Below are 16,587 nucleotides of genomic sequence, written 5' to 3'. Positions count from 1 at the left end.
TGGAGTGTCACCGCATGGAGAGAACCGTCGATGACGCGCTGAGCGAGGCCGGCGCCGGCCGTTTCCAGCGCCGGCTGATGGCGATCTTCGGGCTCGTCTGGGCCGCCGACGCCATGCAGGTGGTCGCGGTCGGCTTTGCCGCGCCGTCGATCGCCAAACATTTCGGCGTCGAAATGAAGGTCGCGCTGCAGACCGGGACACTGTTTTTCTTGGGGATGTTCGTCGGCGCCTTCCTGTTCGGCCGGCTGGCCGACCGGATCGGGCGGCGCAACGTGCTGATCGTGACGGTGGCCTGCGACGCGGTGTTCGGCATCGCCTCGATCCTGGCACCGACCTTCGGCTGGCTGCTGGCACTGCGGTTCCTGACCGGGATGGCGGTGGGCGGCACGCTGCCCGTCGATTACGCGATGATGGCCGAATTCCTGCCGCCCCGGAACCGGGGCCGCTGGCTGGTCTGGCTGGAAGGCTTCTGGGCCGTCGGCACGCTGGTCGTGGCGCTGACCGCCTGGTACGCGGCCTCCGCCGGGGTCGCCGCGCCGTGGAAGCTGATCTACCTGGTCGCAGCGCTGCCCGCCTGCCTGGGTATCTTCCTGCGGCTGTGGGTGCCGGAATCGCCGATGTTCCTGCTGCGCCGCGGCCGCGAGCCCGAGGCGCGCGCCATCGTCAACCGCGTCCGGCTGACCAATGGAACCACGGCCCTGCCCGACGGCGCGCGGCTGGCGGTCCCTGCCGCCGCTCCGGCCCCACAGGGCGGCATCTTCGCGCCCGCGATGCTCAAGACGACGCTGGCGGTGCTGGCGGTGTGGTTCCTCGTCTCGCTGTCCTATTACGGCGTCTTCGTCTGGCTGCCCGGCAAGCTGGCCGGCGACGGCTTCGGCTTTGTCCGCGGCTTCGGCTTCCTCGTCCTGCTCGCGCTGGCGCAGTTGCCCGGCTATGCGCTGGCCGCCTGGGGGGTGGAACGCTGGGGCCGGCAGGTCACGCTGCGCGTCTTCCTGATGCTGTCGGCGGCGGGCTGCCTGCTGTTCGTCATGGCCCCCACGGCGACGCTGGTGGCCGCCGCGCTGCTGCTGATGAGCTTTGCGCTGCTGGGCACCTGGGGGGCGCTGTATGCGCTGACGCCCGAGGTCTATCCGACCAACCTGCGCGCCACCGGCATGGGCACTGCGGGGGCGGTCGCGCGGCTGGGCGGGCTGGCGGCACCCTCGGTGCTGGCAGTTCTGGCCGCGCGCGACTTTGCCGCGATGATCGGGCTGTTCGCGGCGCTGCTGGTGCTGGCGGCGGCGGTGTCGCTGCTGATCGGGCGCGAGACGCGGGATGCCTCGATCGCCTGAGGGCAGGGGCGCTCAGCCCGGCTGGACGAACACGCGCGAGGGGTGGACCTCGCCGCCCATGTAGCGGCCGACGGCGATGGCGCGGCCGTGATGGCTGACCCAGACCTCGGCGCCATAGTCGGCGGTGCCCAGCACCTGCCCGGGATTGCCGTTGGCCAGCCGCACCGCGCCCTGATCGGTCGCCCGCAGCTGCGGCAGGTCCAGCGCCGCCTGCACTGGCAGCAGCGCGGCGTCCAGCGCCGGCTGGTTGGCGCGATCCACGAGGTCGAAGGACAATGCCTCGGCCACCTCGAACGGCCCCGACCAGACCCGGCGCAGCGTGGCGACATGGCCAAGACAGCCCAGAGCGCGGCCGAGATCGCGGGCGATGCTGCGGACATAGCCGCCCTTGCCGCAGACCATGTGGAAATCGGCGCCGCCCTCGCGCGCATCGGTCAGCGACAGTTCCTCGACCCACAGCGGGCGGGCGGCCAGCTCGACCGTCTCGCCCTCGCGGGCGAGGTCATAGGCCCGGGCGCCGTCGACCCGGACCGCCGACACCGCCGGCGGCACCTGCCGGATGTCGCCGCGGAAGGCCGCCAGCGCCGCCTCGATCTGTTCCGCCGAGGGCCGGGCATCTGCGGTCCGCGTCACCGCGCCGGCGGCATCGTCGGTGGTGGTCTCGGCCCCCCAGGCGACGGTGAAGTCATAGGCCTTCAGCGCGTCGGTCAGATACGGCACCGTCTTGGTCGCCTCGCCCAGCGCCACCGCCAAGAGACCGGTGGCGTCCGGGTCCAGCGTCCCGGCGTGCCCCGCCTTCTTCGCGTCCAGCGCCCAGCGGACCCTGCCGACCACGTCGGTCGACCCGACCCCCGCCGGCTTGTCGATCAGCAGCCAGCCCGAGACGTCTCGCCCCTTCTTCCGCCCCATCAGGCCCCCTCTGTCCTCACGGCCCGTCCACATAGCCGATGATCGGCCCCATCCGGCGGCCCCAGTCGGCCCGGCTGATCGCCGGCGCATACAGCCGCGAGATCGAGCCGTCGAAATACAGCGCGTTGCGCGCCCCCAGCTCGTCGCGGAAGAAGCGTGCAAATTCGTGGAACGTCACCGCGCGGTTGGAAATCACGAACCACGCCGTCTGCATGTCGCGCGAGACGCCGACACCGTTGCGGATATAGCGGCTGTCGCTGCTGGCGAGAAAGCGCGGGTGCAACGCGCCGTCGATGACCAGCATAGGGCCGGACTGGGTGGCCAGCCGGCAGTGCGGCTGGACCCGGGCAAAGCGCCGGCTCTCGATCACCTGGAACGGCGCCTTGGCGCCGACGCAGAAGACTCCGTTCGGCCGCAGCCCGAAATTGCCGCCGCCGCCCGCGGTCACGACCGCCCCGCGTTCCACCCCGTCCGACCGATACAGCCCGACCGGCGAATAATCGGCGTGATACATCCCCGCGTTCATCGCGAAGCCCAGCACCTCGCCCGCGGCCAGCGTCCCGCGGACCGAGGAGAAATCGCCCAGCACCTGCCCGTCCGGCCCGTCCAGCCACAGCCTAAGCCGGTCCTGGTCGGCGGCGTCCACGGTGCAGACGGCATAGCCGGTGCCCTCGAAATCGCGGGTCGCGCAGATGTCGGCGACGGCCGGCAGGGTCAGCGCGACCAGCGCGCCCACCGCCAGACCCAGCCGCCGCTTGAGCTCAGCGACGGTCGTCATCCGGGCCGTCCTGCCCCTTATCCCGGGCATCCCGGGCAAGGACGGCGCCTTCGTCCCGGTCTTCCTCGCCGGCCTCGTCGCCCGCCTCGATGTCGCGGCGGACCCGTTCGTCGGCGAACATCCGGCGGGTGTCGTCCATCCGGTCGAAGGTCTCGTCCAGCACGAAGCGCAGGTCGGGCGCGTATTTCAGCGTCATGTCCTTGGCGACATGGTGGCGCAACTCGCGCGTGTTGCGGCGCAGCGCGGCCAGCGCGTCTTCGGCATCGTGCCCGCCCAGCGGCATCACATAGACCGTCGCCACCTTGAGATCGGGCGAGGCCTTGACCTCTCCGACCGTGATCGAGTGGCGGTTGAGGTCCGGGTCATGCACGTCCCCGCGCAGCAGCACGTCCGATAGGGTGCGGCGGATCAGTTCGCCCACCCGCAGCTGGCGCTGCGACGGACCCGGACCCTGATGGAAGCGATTGGAAGCCATGCGCCCCATCTAGGGGGTCGCAGGCCCGGTCGCAACGGGATAGGACAGGACGACAGCAAAGCGGAGCGCAGCCATGACCACCCCCGGCATCGTCATCACCGGCGCATCGGGCCGCATGGGCCGGATGCTGGTCGCCGAGGTGCTCGCCTCGGATGCCTGCCGGCTGGTGGGGGCGCTGGAACGGCCCGGCCATGACTGGATCGGCCGCGACCTGGGCGAGGCGATGGGCGGCGCGCCGATCGGGGTGATCGTCAGCGACGATCCGGTCGGCACCATCGCCCGCGCCCAGGCGGTGATCGACTTCACCAGCCCCGCGGCCACCGTGGCCTTTGCCGAACTGACCGCCCAGGCGCGCGCGGTGCACGTCATCGGCACCACCGGGCTGTCGCCGGATGATCTGGGAAAGATCGCCGCCGCCGCCCGCCACGCCCCGATCATCCGCGCCGGCAACATGAGCCTGGGCGTCAACCTGCTGCTCGGCCTGACCCGCCGGGTCGCGGCCGCTCTGGGCCCGGACTGGGACATCGAGATCGTCGAGGCGCATCACCGGATGAAGGTCGACGCCCCCTCGGGCACCGCGCTGATGCTGGGCGAGGCCGCCGCCGAGGGCCGCGGTGCGACGCTGGACGACCTGCGCACCCCGGCACGCGAGGGGATGACCGGCGCCCGCATCCCCGGCAGCATCGGCTTTGCCGCGATCCGGGGCGGCGACGTGGTCGGCGAACACGACGTGATCTTCGCCGGTCCGGGAGAGCGGGTGGTGCTGCGCCACCTCGCCACCGACCGCGCCATCTTTGCCCGCGGCGCGCTGCGGGCGGCGCTGTGGGGGCAGGACAAGGGGCCGGGCGAATACGACATGGCCGACGTGCTGGGGCTGTGACGGGACATCCTGCGGCGGACGCGCCGCCACACGGGTGATTCTGTTGGCCTTGTCCAGATAGATCGAATATTTCTCGGGTCAGGGCCCGTGCAGCGTAGATTTCTTGCGCACGTGCCACGCTCCGCGCCCGAAATAGACAGCAAATTCCCCCGATCCCGGCTCATCCTTGCGGCAGGTCTTTCGCAGGGGTCAGGGTCATGAAGATCGTCGTTCTGGGTGCGGGCGTCATCGGCGTCACCTCGGCCTGGTATCTGTCGCGCGCCGGCCATCAGGTGACGGTCGTGGACCGCCAGCCCGCCGCGGCGATGGAGACCTCGTTCGCCAATGCCGGCGAGATCTCGCCCGGATATTCCACCCCGTGGGCCGCGCCCGGCATCCCGCAGAAGGCGCTGCGCTGGATGTTCCAGCGCCACGCGCCGCTGGTCCTGCACGCCTCGGCCGACCCGGTGCGGGCGGGCTGGATGGCGCGGATGCTGGGGAACTGCACCTCCGACGCCTATGCGGTGAACAAGTCGCGGATGATGCGGGTCGCGGAATATTCCCGCGACTGCCTGCAGGCGCTGCGCGCCGACACCGGCATCCGCTATGACGAACGCACCCAGGGCACGCTGCAGGTCTTTCGCAAGCCCGAACAGCTGGCGGCGGTGCAAAAAGACATCGCCGTGCTGAAGGCCGACGGCGTCGCCTACGAGGAACTGGACGTCGACGGCTGCGTCCGGGCCGAGCCGGGGCTGGCCCATGCCCGCCACCTGCTGACCGGCGGCCTGCGCCTGCCCGGCGACGAGACCGGCGACTGCCACATCTTCACCCAAGCGCTGGCCGCGCTGGCCGCCGAGGCCGGGGTCGAGTTCCTGTACGACACCACCATCTCGGGTCTCGAGGGCACGCCGGGCCGGATCACCGCCGCGCTGACCTCGGCCGGTCGGCTGACGGCCGATGCCTTCGTGGTGGCGCTGGGGTCGCACTCGCCGGCGCTGGTGGCGCCGTTCGGCGTGCGGCTGCCGGTGCACCCGGTCAAGGGCTATTCGCTGACCTTGCCGATCGTGGACGAGGCCCGCGCCCCGGTCTCGACGGTGATGGACGAGACCTACAAGGTCGCGATCACCCGGCTGGGCGACCGCATCCGCGTGGGCGGGCTGGCGGAACTCGCCGGCTTCGACCTGTCGCTGTCGCCCCGCCGCCGCGCCACGCTGGCCAAGTCGGTGGGCGAGCTGTTCGGCGGCGCAGGCGATCTGAACGCCGCGCAGTTCTGGACCGGGCTGCGCCCGATGACCCCGGATGGCACCCCGATCATCGGTGCGACTCCGGTCAGAAACCTGTGGCTGAACACCGGCCACGGGACGCTGGGCTGGACGATGGCCGCCGGATCGGCGCGGGTGCTGGCCGACCTGATGAGCGGGCAGACCCCGCAAATCCGGGCCGACGACCTCGCCGTGTCGCGCTATCGCCGCACGCGCCGCGCGGCGCAGGGGCAGGCGCGGCCCGCGGCGGCCTAGCGTATTCTTTTTCTTTGTCCGAATATCCGGGGCTGGCGAACGCCAGGCAAACGGTCCGGTGGACCGTTTACAGTGAGCCAGGGGCAGAGCCCGAGGGGGGGCAGACAGCCCCCGGTCCGGCCGCGCCGATCAGAAATCGACCGCGATGCCCTTGCGTTCGTAATCGCCGAAACGCACCGGCTCGGGTCCGTCGCGGCCGCCCAGTTCCGGCGGCAGGTCCAGCGGCGCGGCGGCCTTGCGGCGCGCCTCGGCCTCGGCCAGCGCGCGGCGGGCGGGGGGCGGCAGATGCGCCCAGTCGGGGCGGTTCTCGCCCGCCGGGGCGTCGTTGGTGTTTTCGGGTGCGGTCATGGCAAAACCCGTGCTGATTGCGTATCGCTGATCCTCAGCTAAGCCGCAGGGACGCGATGGACAAGCAGGACGACAAGACGGGCGTTGAGAAGAGCGGGGCCGAGGCCCGCCCGCGCCGCAAACCGCGCGCACCCGAGCCGGCGCCGCCCGAGCAGCAGCCCGCGCCGCCCCAGCCCGAGCGGCAGCCCCCGGCCACCGCCGCGGAACCCAAACCGCGCCGTCCCAAGCGCGCGGCCAAGCCCGAACCCCCACGCGACCGCCAGCGGGCCCCGCGCGCCGCTGCGCCGTCCGACCCCCGCCGCGCCGCGCTGGCGCTGCTGGCGGCGGTGCACGAGGGCGCCACGCTGACCGAGGCGGCGGGGTCGCTCGACGCCCTGTCCCCGGCCGACCGCGCCCGCGCCCAGCGGCTGGCAGCGACGGCGCTGCGGTTCCGGGGCCGGGCCGACGCGGTGCTGGCGCCGCTGCTGCACCGCGCGCCGCGCCCCGAGACCGCCGACCTGCTGCGCCTCGCGGTGACCGAGATGCTGGCGCTGGGCGAGGCGCCGCACGGCGTCGTCAACGCCGCCGTCGCCGCCGCCCGCGCCGGCGGGCCCAAGGCCGCCGCCGCGGCCGGGATGGTCAACGCCGTGCTGCGCCGCGCGGCCGAGGCGCAGGCGGCGTGGGACGCGGCCCCGCCCGCGCGGCTGCCGGACTGGCTGCGATCCCCGCTCGCCGCCCGCTGGGGCGAGGCCGTCGCCGCCGCCATCGAGGCCGCGCACGAGACGACCCCGCCCATCGACCTGACCGGCAAGCCCGGCGCCACCTTGCCGGGCGAGGCGCTGCCGACCGGCAGCCACCGCCTGCCGCCGGGCGCGCGGGTGTCGACCCTGCCGGGCTACGACAGCGGCTACTGGTGGGTGCAGGACGCCGCCGCGGCGCTGCCGGTGCGCCTGCTGGACCCCCGCGCCGGAGAGCGGATCGCCGATCTGTGCGCCGCGCCGGGCGGCAAGACCATGCAGATCGCGGCGGCGGGCGCGCAGGTCACCGCCATCGACCTGTCCCCCGCGCGGCTGGAACGGGTGGCCGAGAACCTGCGCCGCACCGGGCTGACCGCCGATCTGGTCGCAGCCGATGCCACCGCCTGGCGCCCCGAGACTCCGCTGGACGCGGTGCTGCTGGACGCGCCCTGTTCGGCCACCGGCACGATCCGCCGCCACCCCGAGCTGCCGCTGATCCGCGACGGGGCGATGATCCCCGACCTCGTGCGCGTGCAGGCGGCGCTGATCGACCACGCGCTGAGCCTGCTGAAACCCGGCGGGCGACTGGTCTATGCGGTCTGCTCGCTGCACCCGGCCGAGGGCGAGGCGCAGCTGGCCGCGGCGCGGACCCGCCATCCCGGCCTGGTGGTCGAGCCGCCCGACCTGCCCGGGCTCGACCCCGCCTGGGTGGTGGACGGGGCGATCCGCACCCGCCCCGACCACTGGGCCGATCGCGGCGGCCTGGACGGGTTTTTCATCGTCCGGCTGCGAATTCCGGGCTGAGCCCGGCCAATCGCGTTGCCGTGAGCGGCGGTCCTGGTGCAGACTGCCTCATCCAAAGGACTGACAGGGGAAAGGAACCGAGATGTTCACGAAAAGGATTCTGGGGCTGGCGGCGGCGGCCGTCGTGACGCTGGGCGGCATCGCCGCGGCGCAGGACATGGCCTTCTTCCGCATCGGCACCGGCGGCACCGCCGGCACGTATTACCCGATCGGCGGGCTGCTCGCGAACGCGATCTCGGCCCCGCCCGGCTCGCGCCCCTGCGAGGATGGCGGCGCCTGCGGCGTGCCGGGGCTGGTCGCCTCGGCGCTGGCCGCGAACGGGTCGGTCGCCAACGTGAACGCGATCATGGGCGGGACGCTGGAATCGGGCTTCGCCCAGGGCGACGTCGCCGCCTGGGCCTATACCGGCACCGGCATCTGGGAAGGCAAGCCCAAGGCCGAGAAGCTGCGCGCGATCGCCAACCTCTACCCGGAATCGATCCACCTGGTCGCCTCGGAGGCGTCGGGGATCAAGTCGGTCGCCGACCTCAAGGGCAAGCGGGTGTCGCTGGACGAACCCGGATCGGGGACACTGGTCGATGCGCAGCTGATCCTCGCCGCCGCCGGGCTGACCGAAAAGGACATCACGCCGGAATACCTCAAGCCCGACCAGGCCGCCGACCGCATGAAGGACGGGGCGATGGACGCCTTCTTCTTCGTCGGCGGCTATCCCGCCGGGGCGATCGCGGAACTGGCCAGCCAGCACAAGGTCACCATCGTGCCGCTGGACGGCGACGCGGCGACCAAGGTGCTGGAAAGCAAGTTCTTCGCCAAGGACACCATCCCGGCCGGCACATATGAGGGCATGGCCGGCGACGTGCCGACCATCGCCGTCGGCGCCCAGTGGGTCACCTCGGCCGACCAGCCGGAAGAGCTGATCTACAACATCACCAAGGCGCTGTGGAACGACGCCACCCGCGCGCAGCTGGATGCGGGCCACGCCAAGGGCAAGATGATCGTCAAGGAAAACGCGACCGCCGGCCTCGGCCTGCCGCTGCATCCGGGCGCCGAGCGCTTCTACAAGGAAGCCGGCCTGCTGAAGTGAGCCATGAGGGCCGCGGGGAGAACCCCTCGCGGCCCTTCAACGACGACAAGAACGGGGACAGACCATGACCGATCCGCAGCCGCATCCGCGCCCGCAGCATTACGACGAACCCGACGTGCTGACCGCCGACGAGCTGCAGGCGATCGAGGAGAAGTTCGACCCCGAGCTGCGCTTCCGCACCTGGCTGCGACCGGTGGCGATCCTGTGCGGGGCGGTCCTGTTCCTGCTGAGCTGCTATCACTATTACACCGCCGGCTTCGGCATCCCGCAGGCGACGGTGCATCGCGGCGTCCACATGGCGGCCACGGTGTTCCTGGTGTTCATGTCGTTCTCGGCCTTCGGTCGGCATGAACCCGACCGCGGGCCGCTGGCGATCCTGGGCATCCCGGCCATCGACTGGGCGATGGGGATCGCGGGGGCGGTCGCCTCGCTGTATGTGCCGTGGATTTATGACCAGCTGGCGTTCCGGGTCGGCAACCCCAGCCAGACCGACGTCATCATGGGCACCATCCTGATCGTCGTGCTGCTGGAAGCCGTGCGCCGCTCGATGGGCTGGCCGCTGCCGGTGATCGCCATCCTGTTCATGGCCTATGCCTATTTCGGCCAGTCGATGCCGGGCATCCTGGTCCATCCCGGCGCCAGCTGGGCCAACATCGTCAACCACCTGTATCTGACCAGCCAGGGCATCTATGGCACCGCGCTGGGCGTGATCGCGACCTATGTGTTCCACTTCGTGCTGTTCGGCGTCATGGCGACCCGCATCGGGCTGGGGCAGCTGTTCATCGACGTGGCCTCGGCCGCGGCCGGGCGCTATGCCGGCGGGCCGGCCAAGGTGTCGGTGCTGTCCTCGGCGCTGCTGGGGTCGATCTCGGGCTCGTCCATCGCCAACACCGTGACCACCGGCGCGCTGACCATCCCGGCGATGATCCGGGTCGGCTATCAGCGCCACTTCGCCGCCGCCGTCGAGGCCGCCGCCTCGACCGGAGGCCAGATCACCCCGCCGGTGATGGGCGCGGTGGCCTTCCTGATGATCGAGTATCTGGGCCTGCCGCTGACCACCATCCTGACCGCGGCGCTGGTCCCGGCCTTCATGCATTTCTTCGGCGTGCTGGTGCAGGTGCATCTCGAGGCAAAGCGCCTCGGCCTGCGCGGCCTGCACCCCAGCGAGCTGCCCAACGCCTGGAAGGTGCTGAAGGCCGGCTGGCTGACCGTCGTGCCGCTGCTGATCCTGATCGCGGTGCTGCTGTCCGGCCGCACGCCTTTTGCCGCCGCCTTCTGGTCGATCACCGCCTGCATCGTGGTGCTGATCATCCAGGAAATCCGCGCCCGCGGCCTGACGGACGGGCTGCGCGCCACCGCGCACGGGGTTTACGAAGGCTTCGCGCTCGGCGCGCGGCAGTCGCTGTCGGTGACTGCCGCCGCGGCGCTTGTCGGGGTGGTGATCGGGGTGGTGACGCTGACCGGGGTCGGCTTCAAGATCGCCTACATGGTGACCTCGATCGCCGCAGGCTGGGCGCAGTCGGTGTCGGGCTGGCTGGCCTTCCTGCCGATCGAGATCATGGGCGTCGATACGCTCACGCTGCTGTTCACGCTGATCCTGACGGCGGTGGTCTGCATCCTGATGGGCTGCGGCATCCCGACCACGGCGAACTATATCATCATGGTTGCCGTGGCCGCCCCGGTGCTGGGCCTGCTGAACGTGGAACCCATCGTCGCGCATTTCTTCGTGTTCTATTACGGCGTGCTCGCCGACGTGACCCCGCCGGTGGCGATGGCGGCCTATGCGGGGGCGGGGATCGCGGGGGCCAACGCCTTCAAGGCCGGCAACACCGCCTTCCGGCTGTCGATGGGCAAGGCATTGGTGCCCTTCGTCTTCGTGTTCCAGCCGGCGCTGCTGCTGGTCACGCAGGACTTCACCTGGGCCAACTTTGCGCTGGCCTTCGGCGGCGCGGTGCTGGGCATCTATGCGCTGTCGGCGGCGATCACCGGCTGGCTGTTCGCGCCGCTGAACATGCTGGAACGGCTGCTGCTGGCCTTCGCGGCGATGCTGCTGGTCGCGCCCGACCTGACCGCGACGCTGATCGGGATGGTGATCGTGGCGCCGGTGGCGCTGCGGCAGCTTATGGCGAACCGCCGCGCCGCGGCGGCCTGAAGGGTTCAGCCCCAGCCGACCTCGGATAGGAAGATATAGCCCGCGCCATAGATCGTCTTGATCAGGCGCGGGTTCTTGGGGTCCTCGCCCAGCTTGGTGCGTAGCCGCGAGATCCGCACGTCCATCGCCCGGTCGAAGCTGTCGCCGGCCGTGCCGCCCAGCGTTTCCAGCATCTGCGCGCGACTGATCAGCCGGCGCGGGCTGTCGAGGAACATCCGCAGCATCTCGGCCTCGGCGTGGCTCAGCGGGGTCTCGGCGCCCTCGGGCGAATGCAGCAGATAGCGGTCGAAATCCGCGCTCCACCCGGAAAAGCAGGCGATCTGGCCGCCGCGCGGCGCCTCGCGCGCCGGCTTGCGCAGCCGGGCGCGGATGCGGGCCACGACCTCGGCCGGGTCGAATGGCTTGGTCACATAATCGTCGGCGCCGAGTTCCAGCCCCGTCACCCGGTCCTGCACCTGCGCGCGGCCCGAGATGATGATGATCGCCGCGCCCGACTCCGTCGCCAGCCGGTGGACCAGCGCCAGCCCGTCGCGGTCGGGCAGGCCGAGGTCGATCAGGCAGGCGTCGGGCGTCATCCGGCGCAGCGCGGCCTCGAATTCCGTCGCCCGGCCAAAGGCGGCGGTGCGGAAGCCCGCATCCTCCAGCGCTGCGGCCAGCAGGCGGCGGATGTCGGGTTCGTCGTCCAGGATGGCGATCAGGGGCGCGTCAGTCATGGATGGCACTCGCAAGGGCGGCGGCTAGATCGGCGGCCGAGAAGGGCTTGGTCAGCACCGGCGCTGGCAGGGCCTGGCGTTCGGGGTGGTCGGCGGGCAGCGCCGTCATCAGCACCAGCGGCAGGCCCAGCGCCGCCAGCGCCGCGCCCGAGCCGTCGCCCAGCTGCAGGTCCGACAGCACCAGCGTCAGCCCGGCGATGTCGCCCAGCGCCTGCGCCTCGGCCAGCGAGCCTGCCTCGAGCACGGCGTGGCCCATGTCGGTCAGCATCTCGCGGAAGCGGGTCCGCAGGTCGGGGTCGTCCTCGGCCAGCAGGATCAGCTGCGGGTCGATGCGCCGCCACGGCAGCCGCAGCCGCACGAGGCCGCCCTGCGCGGTGTTGGCCAGATGCAGCGTGCCGCCGGCCCGCTTGGCGTGGTCATAGACCATCGACAGCCCCAGCCCCGAACCGGCCCGGCCGCCGCCCTTGGTGGTGAAGAACGGCTCGGCCCCCCGCGCCAGCGCCGCCGGGGTAAAGCCCGGCCCGGTATCGGCGACGGTCAGGTCCAGCCAGCCGGCGGTGTGGCGGGCCGACAGCGTGATCGTCCCCGCCCCGTCCATCGCGTCGCGGGCGTTCAGGATCAGGTTCAGCAGCGAATCCTGCACCGCGTCGGGGTCCAGCATCACCGGCCCCGGTTCCACCGCGACGTCCAGCTCCAGCGCGACGCGGTCTCCCAGCGAGGGTTGGGCGAGCCGCCGCAGGTCCTGCAGCATCGGCAACAGCTCGACCGGGCGCGGGTTCACGCCGTCGCCCGCGACCATGTCGGTGATGCGGCGCAGCAACCCGACCCCGCGCTGGGCGGCGGCGAGCGTGCCGGCCACGTCCTCGGCCGCCTCGGGGGGCAGCGGCGACTTGGCAAGCCGCCCCTGCAGGCCCAGGATGATGGTCAGCAGGTTGCCGAAATCATGCGCGAGGCCCGAGGTCATCTGCGCCGCCAGCGTACGCCGGGCGGCGTGGGCCAGCGCCTCGCGCGCCTGCACTTCGGCGGTGACGTCGGTGGACAGCACATAGACGCCCTGCCGCGCCGCGTCCGGGGTCAGCGCGATGCGGATGCGGCGGCCGGAGGGTTCATGCGTTATCTCGAACACCTGCGGCTGCCCGGCCAGCGCGGCCTCGACATGGGGCTGGATGCGGGTGAAGGTCGCGCCCAGCACCTCGGCCCCGGTGCGGCCGAGGATGCGCGCGGGCGCGCCGGGAAACACCCCCGACAGCTGGTTGTTGGAAAACGTATAGCGATAGGCGCGGTCCATATGGGCGATATGGGCCGGGACCATTTCGACCACCTGCCGCGTATGAGCCTCGGTCTCGGTCAGGATGCGCGAGGCTTCTTCCAGCGCGGCGTTGGTCGCGGCAAGCTGGCGGTTGGCGGCGGACAGCCGTTCGGCATGGGCCAGCACCTGTTCCGACAGCTCGGCCGAGCGCGACTGCAGCAGCGTCTCGGTCCGGCGGATCTGGGTGATGTCGGTATAGACCGCGATCCAGCCGCCCTGCGCCAGCGGCGCCCCCTCGACCGAGATCACCATCCCGTTCGGCCGCGCCCGTTCCAGGTAATGCGGCTGGAAGGTCCGCGCCTGCTCGACCCGGCTGCGGACCGCCTGCGCGGGGTCGTCCTGCGGCCCGTATTCGCCGCGGGCGACGAGGAAGGTGATGGTCTCCTCGAAGCTCGCGCCGGGGCGGGTCAGGGCGTCGGGCAAGTCGAACATCTGCTGATAGGGCCGGTTCGACACCGCCAGCCGCATGTCGGCATCAAAGATCGAGATCGCCTGCTGGATCAGGTTCAGGCCCGACTGGGTCAGTTCCGCGCGGCTGTCCGAAGGCGTCATGCCCGTCTGGCTAACATTCCCGCCGCCGTGGCGAAAGCTGTAACAATTCGTAGGATTCGGGAAAAACTCGGGCAAGAATCACCGGCGAACGTCCGGGGCGACGCGGGTTGAGGAGTCCGCAGCGGCCACCGGGTCGCGAGGGAGGGCACAGATGAACGCACGCGCGCAGCCCCACGGGGAACTGCGGTCGATTCCCGCGCTGGTGGCGCGGAACGCCGCCAGGATGGGCGGCCGCCCGGCCTATCGCGAAAAGGAATTCGGCATCTGGCAATGCTGGAGCTGGGCCGAAGCGCAGGACGAGATCCGTGCGCTGGCGCTGGGCTTCCTGGCCTTGGGGCTGAACCGCGGCGATCACGTGGCGATCATCGGCCGCAACCGGCCGGCGCATTACTGGGCGATGGTGGCCGCGCAGATGTGCGGCGCGATCCCGGTGCCGCTGTACCAGGACGCGGTGGCGTCCGAGATGGCCTATGTGCTGGGCCATTCCCAGTCGCGCTTCGTCGTCTGCGGCGATCAGGAGCAGGTGGACAAGGTCATCGAGGCCGAGGAAACCGACCACACCGTTGCCCAGATCATCTATACCGACAAGCGCGGGATGCGGAAATACGACCATTCCCGGATGAACTGGCTGTCCGACGTGCAGGCAGAGGGCCGCGCCGCCCGCCAGCGCCTGGAAGCGGAACTGGACGCGCGGATCGCCGAGCTCGACTACGACAGCACCTGCGTGATGCTGTATACCTCGGGCACCACCGGCAAGCCCAAGGGCGTGGTGCTGTCGAACCGCAACGTGATCGAGACGGCGCGGGCATCCTCGGACTTCGACCACCTCAAGCCCACCGACGAGGTGCTGGCCTATCTGCCGATGGCCTGGGTGGGCGATTTCATCTTTTCGGTCGGGCAGGCCTACTGGACCGGGTTCTGCGTGAACTGCCCGGAAGGCGCGCACACTATGATGACCGACCTGCGCGAGATCGGGCCGACCTATTTCTTCGCCCCGCCGCGGGTGTTCGAAGGCCAGCTGACCAACGTCATGATCCGCATGGAGGATGCCGGGCGGTTCAAGAAGTGGCTGTTCGACCATTACATGCGGCTTGCCCGCCGGGTCGGCACGGCGCTGACCGACGGCAAGCCCGTCGGCGCGATCGACCGGCTGCGCTATGGTCTGGGGAACCTTCTGGTCTTCGGCCCGCTGAAGAACACGCTGGGCTATTCGCGCATCCGCGTCGGCTATACGGCGGGCGAGGCGATCGGGCCCGAGATCTTCGACTTCTACCGCTCGCTGGGGATCAACCTCAAGCAGCTGTACGGCCAGACCGAGGCGACGGTCTTCATCACCCAGCAGCCCGACGGGCAGGTCCGGGCCGACACGGTCGGCATCCCCTCGCCGGGGGTCGAGGTGAAGATCGCCGAGAATGGCGAGGTGTTCTATCGGTCGCCCGGCACCTTCGTGGAATATTTCAACAACCCGGAAAGCACGGCCTCCACCAAGGATGCCGAGGGCTGGGTGGCGACCGGGGATGCCGGTTTCTTCGAACCCGGCACCGGCCATTTGCGGATCATCGACCGGGCCAAGGACGTGGGCAAGATGGCGGACGGTTCGCTGTTCGCGCCCAAGTACGTTGAAAACAAGCTGAAGTTCTATCCCAACATCCTGGAAGCCGTGGTGCTGGGGAACGGCAAGGACTATTGCACCGCGTTCATCAACATCGACCTGACCGCGGTCGGCAACTGGGCCGAACGCAACAACGTCGCCTATGCGTCCTATCAGGAACTGGCCGGCCACCCGCAGGTCTATGCGACGATCAAGAAGCACGTCGAGGAGGTGAACGCCTCGGTGGCGCAGGACCCGATGCTGTCGGGCTGCCAGGTTCACCGCTTCCTCGTGCTGCACAAGGAACTGGACGCCGACGACGGCGAGATGACGCGGACCCGCAAGGTCAAGCGCGGGGTGATCGCCGAGAAATACGCCGACCTGATCGAGGCGCTGTATGGCGGGAGCGACAGCGTCTACACCGAAACCGAGGTCACCTATGAGGACGGCCGCAAGGGCAAGCTGAAGGCCACCGTCCGGATCGAGAACGCCAAGGTGTTCCCGACCGCCAGCCAGAAGGTCGCCGCCGAATGAGCCCCGTCGCCGCCACCGCCCTGAACGCCCTGAACGTCGCCCCGCCGCCGTCCGCGCCCGGTCCCGACGACGGCTACATGACCCCCGACGGGCGCAGGATCGGCCCGGTTCTGATGGACATGCGCCACATCACCCTGCGCTTCGGCGGCGTCACCGCGATCAAGGACATCAGCTTCGACATCCGCGAGGGCGAGATCCGCGCCATCATCGGCCCGAACGGCGCCGGCAAGTCCTCGATGATGAACGTCATGTCGGGCTTCTACGTCCCGCAGGAAGGCGAGGTCTGGTTCCGCGGCGCCCGCCGTCCGCAGATGCGCCCCTATCAGGTCGCCCGGCAGGGGCTGGCCCGGACGTTCCAGAACATCGCCCTGTTCGACGGGATGAGCGTGCTGGACAACATCATGACCGGCCGCCTGACGATGATGAAATCCGGCCTGCTGTCCCAGGCCCTGTGGTGGGGCCGCGCCGAGGCCGAGGAAAACGCGCATCGCGAGAAGGTCGAGAAGATCATCGACTTCCTGGAAATCCAGAACATCCGCAAGACTCCGGTCGGGCGGTTGCCCTATGGCCTGAAAAAGCGGGTCGAGCTGGCCCGCGCGCTGGCCGCCGAACCCAAGCTGCTGATGCTGGACGAGCCGATGGCCGGCATGAACGTCGAGGAGAAGGAGGACATGAGCCGCTTCATCCTGGACGTGAACGACGAATTCGGCACCACCATCGCGCTGATCGAACACGACATGGGCGTGGTCATGGACCTGTCCGACCGGGTGGTGGTGATGGATTACGGCCGCAAGATCGGCGACGGCACCCCCGACGAGGTCCGCAACAACCAGGAGGTGATCGACGCCTATCTGGGGGTGGCGCATGACTGACGCCACCCCCAGATAGGCGTCGATCACCTCCTGGTTGTTGCGG

Annotated in this window: 13 protein-coding genes and 1 pseudogene; 8 read left to right on the top strand and 6 right to left on the bottom strand. The window is 70.5% G+C overall.

Features of this window, described 5'->3' with window-relative positions:
- The first annotated feature begins 14 nt into the window (after positions 1–14).
- Complete coding sequence (locus IC63_RS11045; RefSeq protein ID WP_036720282.1) at positions 15–1,331, top strand: MFS transporter; 1,317 nt, start codon at positions 15–17, stop codon at positions 1,329–1,331.
- Between the two features lie 12 nt (positions 1,332–1,343).
- Here the strand turns inward: IC63_RS11045 and truB are convergent, their stop codons facing one another.
- The 3 genes and pseudogenes from truB to rbfA form a co-directional block, all read right to left on the bottom strand.
- Complete coding sequence (gene truB, locus IC63_RS11040) at positions 1,344–2,240, bottom strand: tRNA pseudouridine(55) synthase TruB (RefSeq protein WP_036720280.1); 897 nt, start codon at positions 2,238–2,240, stop codon at positions 1,344–1,346.
- A gap of 16 nt (positions 2,241–2,256) precedes the next feature.
- Complete coding sequence (locus tag IC63_RS11035; protein ID WP_036720278.1) at positions 2,257–3,018, bottom strand: phosphodiester glycosidase family protein; 762 nt, start codon at positions 3,016–3,018, stop codon at positions 2,257–2,259.
- A 61-nt stretch (positions 3,019–3,079) separates the two neighbouring features.
- Positions 3,080–3,502, bottom strand: a pseudogene (gene rbfA, locus IC63_RS11030) (30S ribosome-binding factor RbfA); the annotation flags it as partial.
- A gap of 64 nt (positions 3,503–3,566) precedes the next feature.
- Here rbfA and dapB point away from each other — a divergent pair.
- Positions 3,567–4,373: a 4-hydroxy-tetrahydrodipicolinate reductase gene (gene dapB / locus IC63_RS11025; RefSeq protein WP_036720274.1), complete on the top strand. Its 807-nt coding sequence runs from the start codon at positions 3,567–3,569 to the stop codon at positions 4,371–4,373.
- 152 nt (positions 4,374–4,525) lie between these two features.
- Positions 4,526–5,869, top strand: a complete 1,344-nt coding sequence (locus tag IC63_RS11020; protein ID WP_269634721.1) for a D-amino acid dehydrogenase — start codon at positions 4,526–4,528, stop codon at positions 5,867–5,869.
- Positions 5,870–5,998: 129 nt separating this feature from the next.
- Here the strand turns inward: IC63_RS11020 and IC63_RS11015 are convergent, their stop codons facing one another.
- Positions 5,999–6,217, bottom strand: a complete 219-nt coding sequence (locus IC63_RS11015; RefSeq protein WP_052042133.1) for a DUF1674 domain-containing protein — start codon at positions 6,215–6,217, stop codon at positions 5,999–6,001.
- Between the two features lie 56 nt (positions 6,218–6,273).
- Between IC63_RS11015 and IC63_RS11010 the strand changes: the two genes are divergently transcribed.
- The 3 genes from IC63_RS11010 to IC63_RS11000 all read left to right on the top strand — a co-directional run bounded on the left by IC63_RS11010 (position 6,274) and on the right by IC63_RS11000 (position 10,973).
- The gene (locus tag IC63_RS11010) at positions 6,274–7,737 is read left to right on the top strand and encodes an RsmB/NOP family class I SAM-dependent RNA methyltransferase (protein WP_084115768.1); all 1,464 of its coding nucleotides are present in this window, start codon (positions 6,274–6,276) and stop codon (positions 7,735–7,737) included.
- Between the two features lie 82 nt (positions 7,738–7,819).
- Positions 7,820–8,821 (top strand): TAXI family TRAP transporter solute-binding subunit, encoded by a 1,002-nt coding sequence (locus tag IC63_RS11005; RefSeq protein WP_036720270.1) that lies wholly within the window; start codon positions 7,820–7,822, stop codon positions 8,819–8,821.
- Between the two features lie 64 nt (positions 8,822–8,885).
- A complete protein-coding gene (locus IC63_RS11000; protein ID WP_052042131.1) occupies positions 8,886–10,973 on the top strand; it encodes a TRAP transporter permease in 2,088 nt (695 codons plus the stop codon).
- Positions 10,974–10,978: 5 nt separating this feature from the next.
- Here IC63_RS11000 and IC63_RS10995 read toward each other — a convergent pair whose 3' ends face one another.
- Together IC63_RS10995 and IC63_RS10990 are read right to left on the bottom strand one after the other, a co-directional pair.
- Positions 10,979–11,686 (bottom strand): response regulator transcription factor, encoded by a 708-nt coding sequence (locus tag IC63_RS10995; protein ID WP_036720267.1) that lies wholly within the window; start codon positions 11,684–11,686, stop codon positions 10,979–10,981.
- The gene (locus IC63_RS10990; RefSeq protein WP_036720265.1) at positions 11,679–13,547 is read right to left on the bottom strand and encodes a PAS-domain containing protein; all 1,869 of its coding nucleotides are present in this window, start codon (positions 13,545–13,547) and stop codon (positions 11,679–11,681) included. The genes IC63_RS10995 and IC63_RS10990 overlap by 8 nt, the downstream gene beginning before the upstream one ends.
- Positions 13,548–13,698: 151 nt before the next feature.
- On the opposite strand from IC63_RS10990, the gene IC63_RS10985 reads away from it, so the two are divergent.
- Both IC63_RS10985 and IC63_RS10980 read left to right on the top strand, forming a co-directional pair.
- On the top strand, positions 13,699–15,672 hold the full coding sequence (locus tag IC63_RS10985; protein WP_036720262.1) for an AMP-binding protein: 1,974 nt from the start codon (positions 13,699–13,701) through the stop codon (positions 15,670–15,672).
- A 77-nt stretch (positions 15,673–15,749) separates the two neighbouring features.
- Entirely contained in the window at positions 15,750–16,544 is a 795-nt protein-coding gene (locus tag IC63_RS10980; RefSeq protein WP_036720317.1) for an ABC transporter ATP-binding protein, read from the top strand.
- The last annotated feature ends 43 nt before the right edge of the window (positions 16,545–16,587 follow it).

Source organism: Paracoccus sphaerophysae (assembly GCF_000763805.1).
Taxonomy (GTDB): Bacteria; Pseudomonadota; Alphaproteobacteria; order Rhodobacterales; family Rhodobacteraceae; genus Paracoccus; species Paracoccus sphaerophysae.
This window is presented reverse-complemented; position numbering and strand designations above follow the sequence as displayed.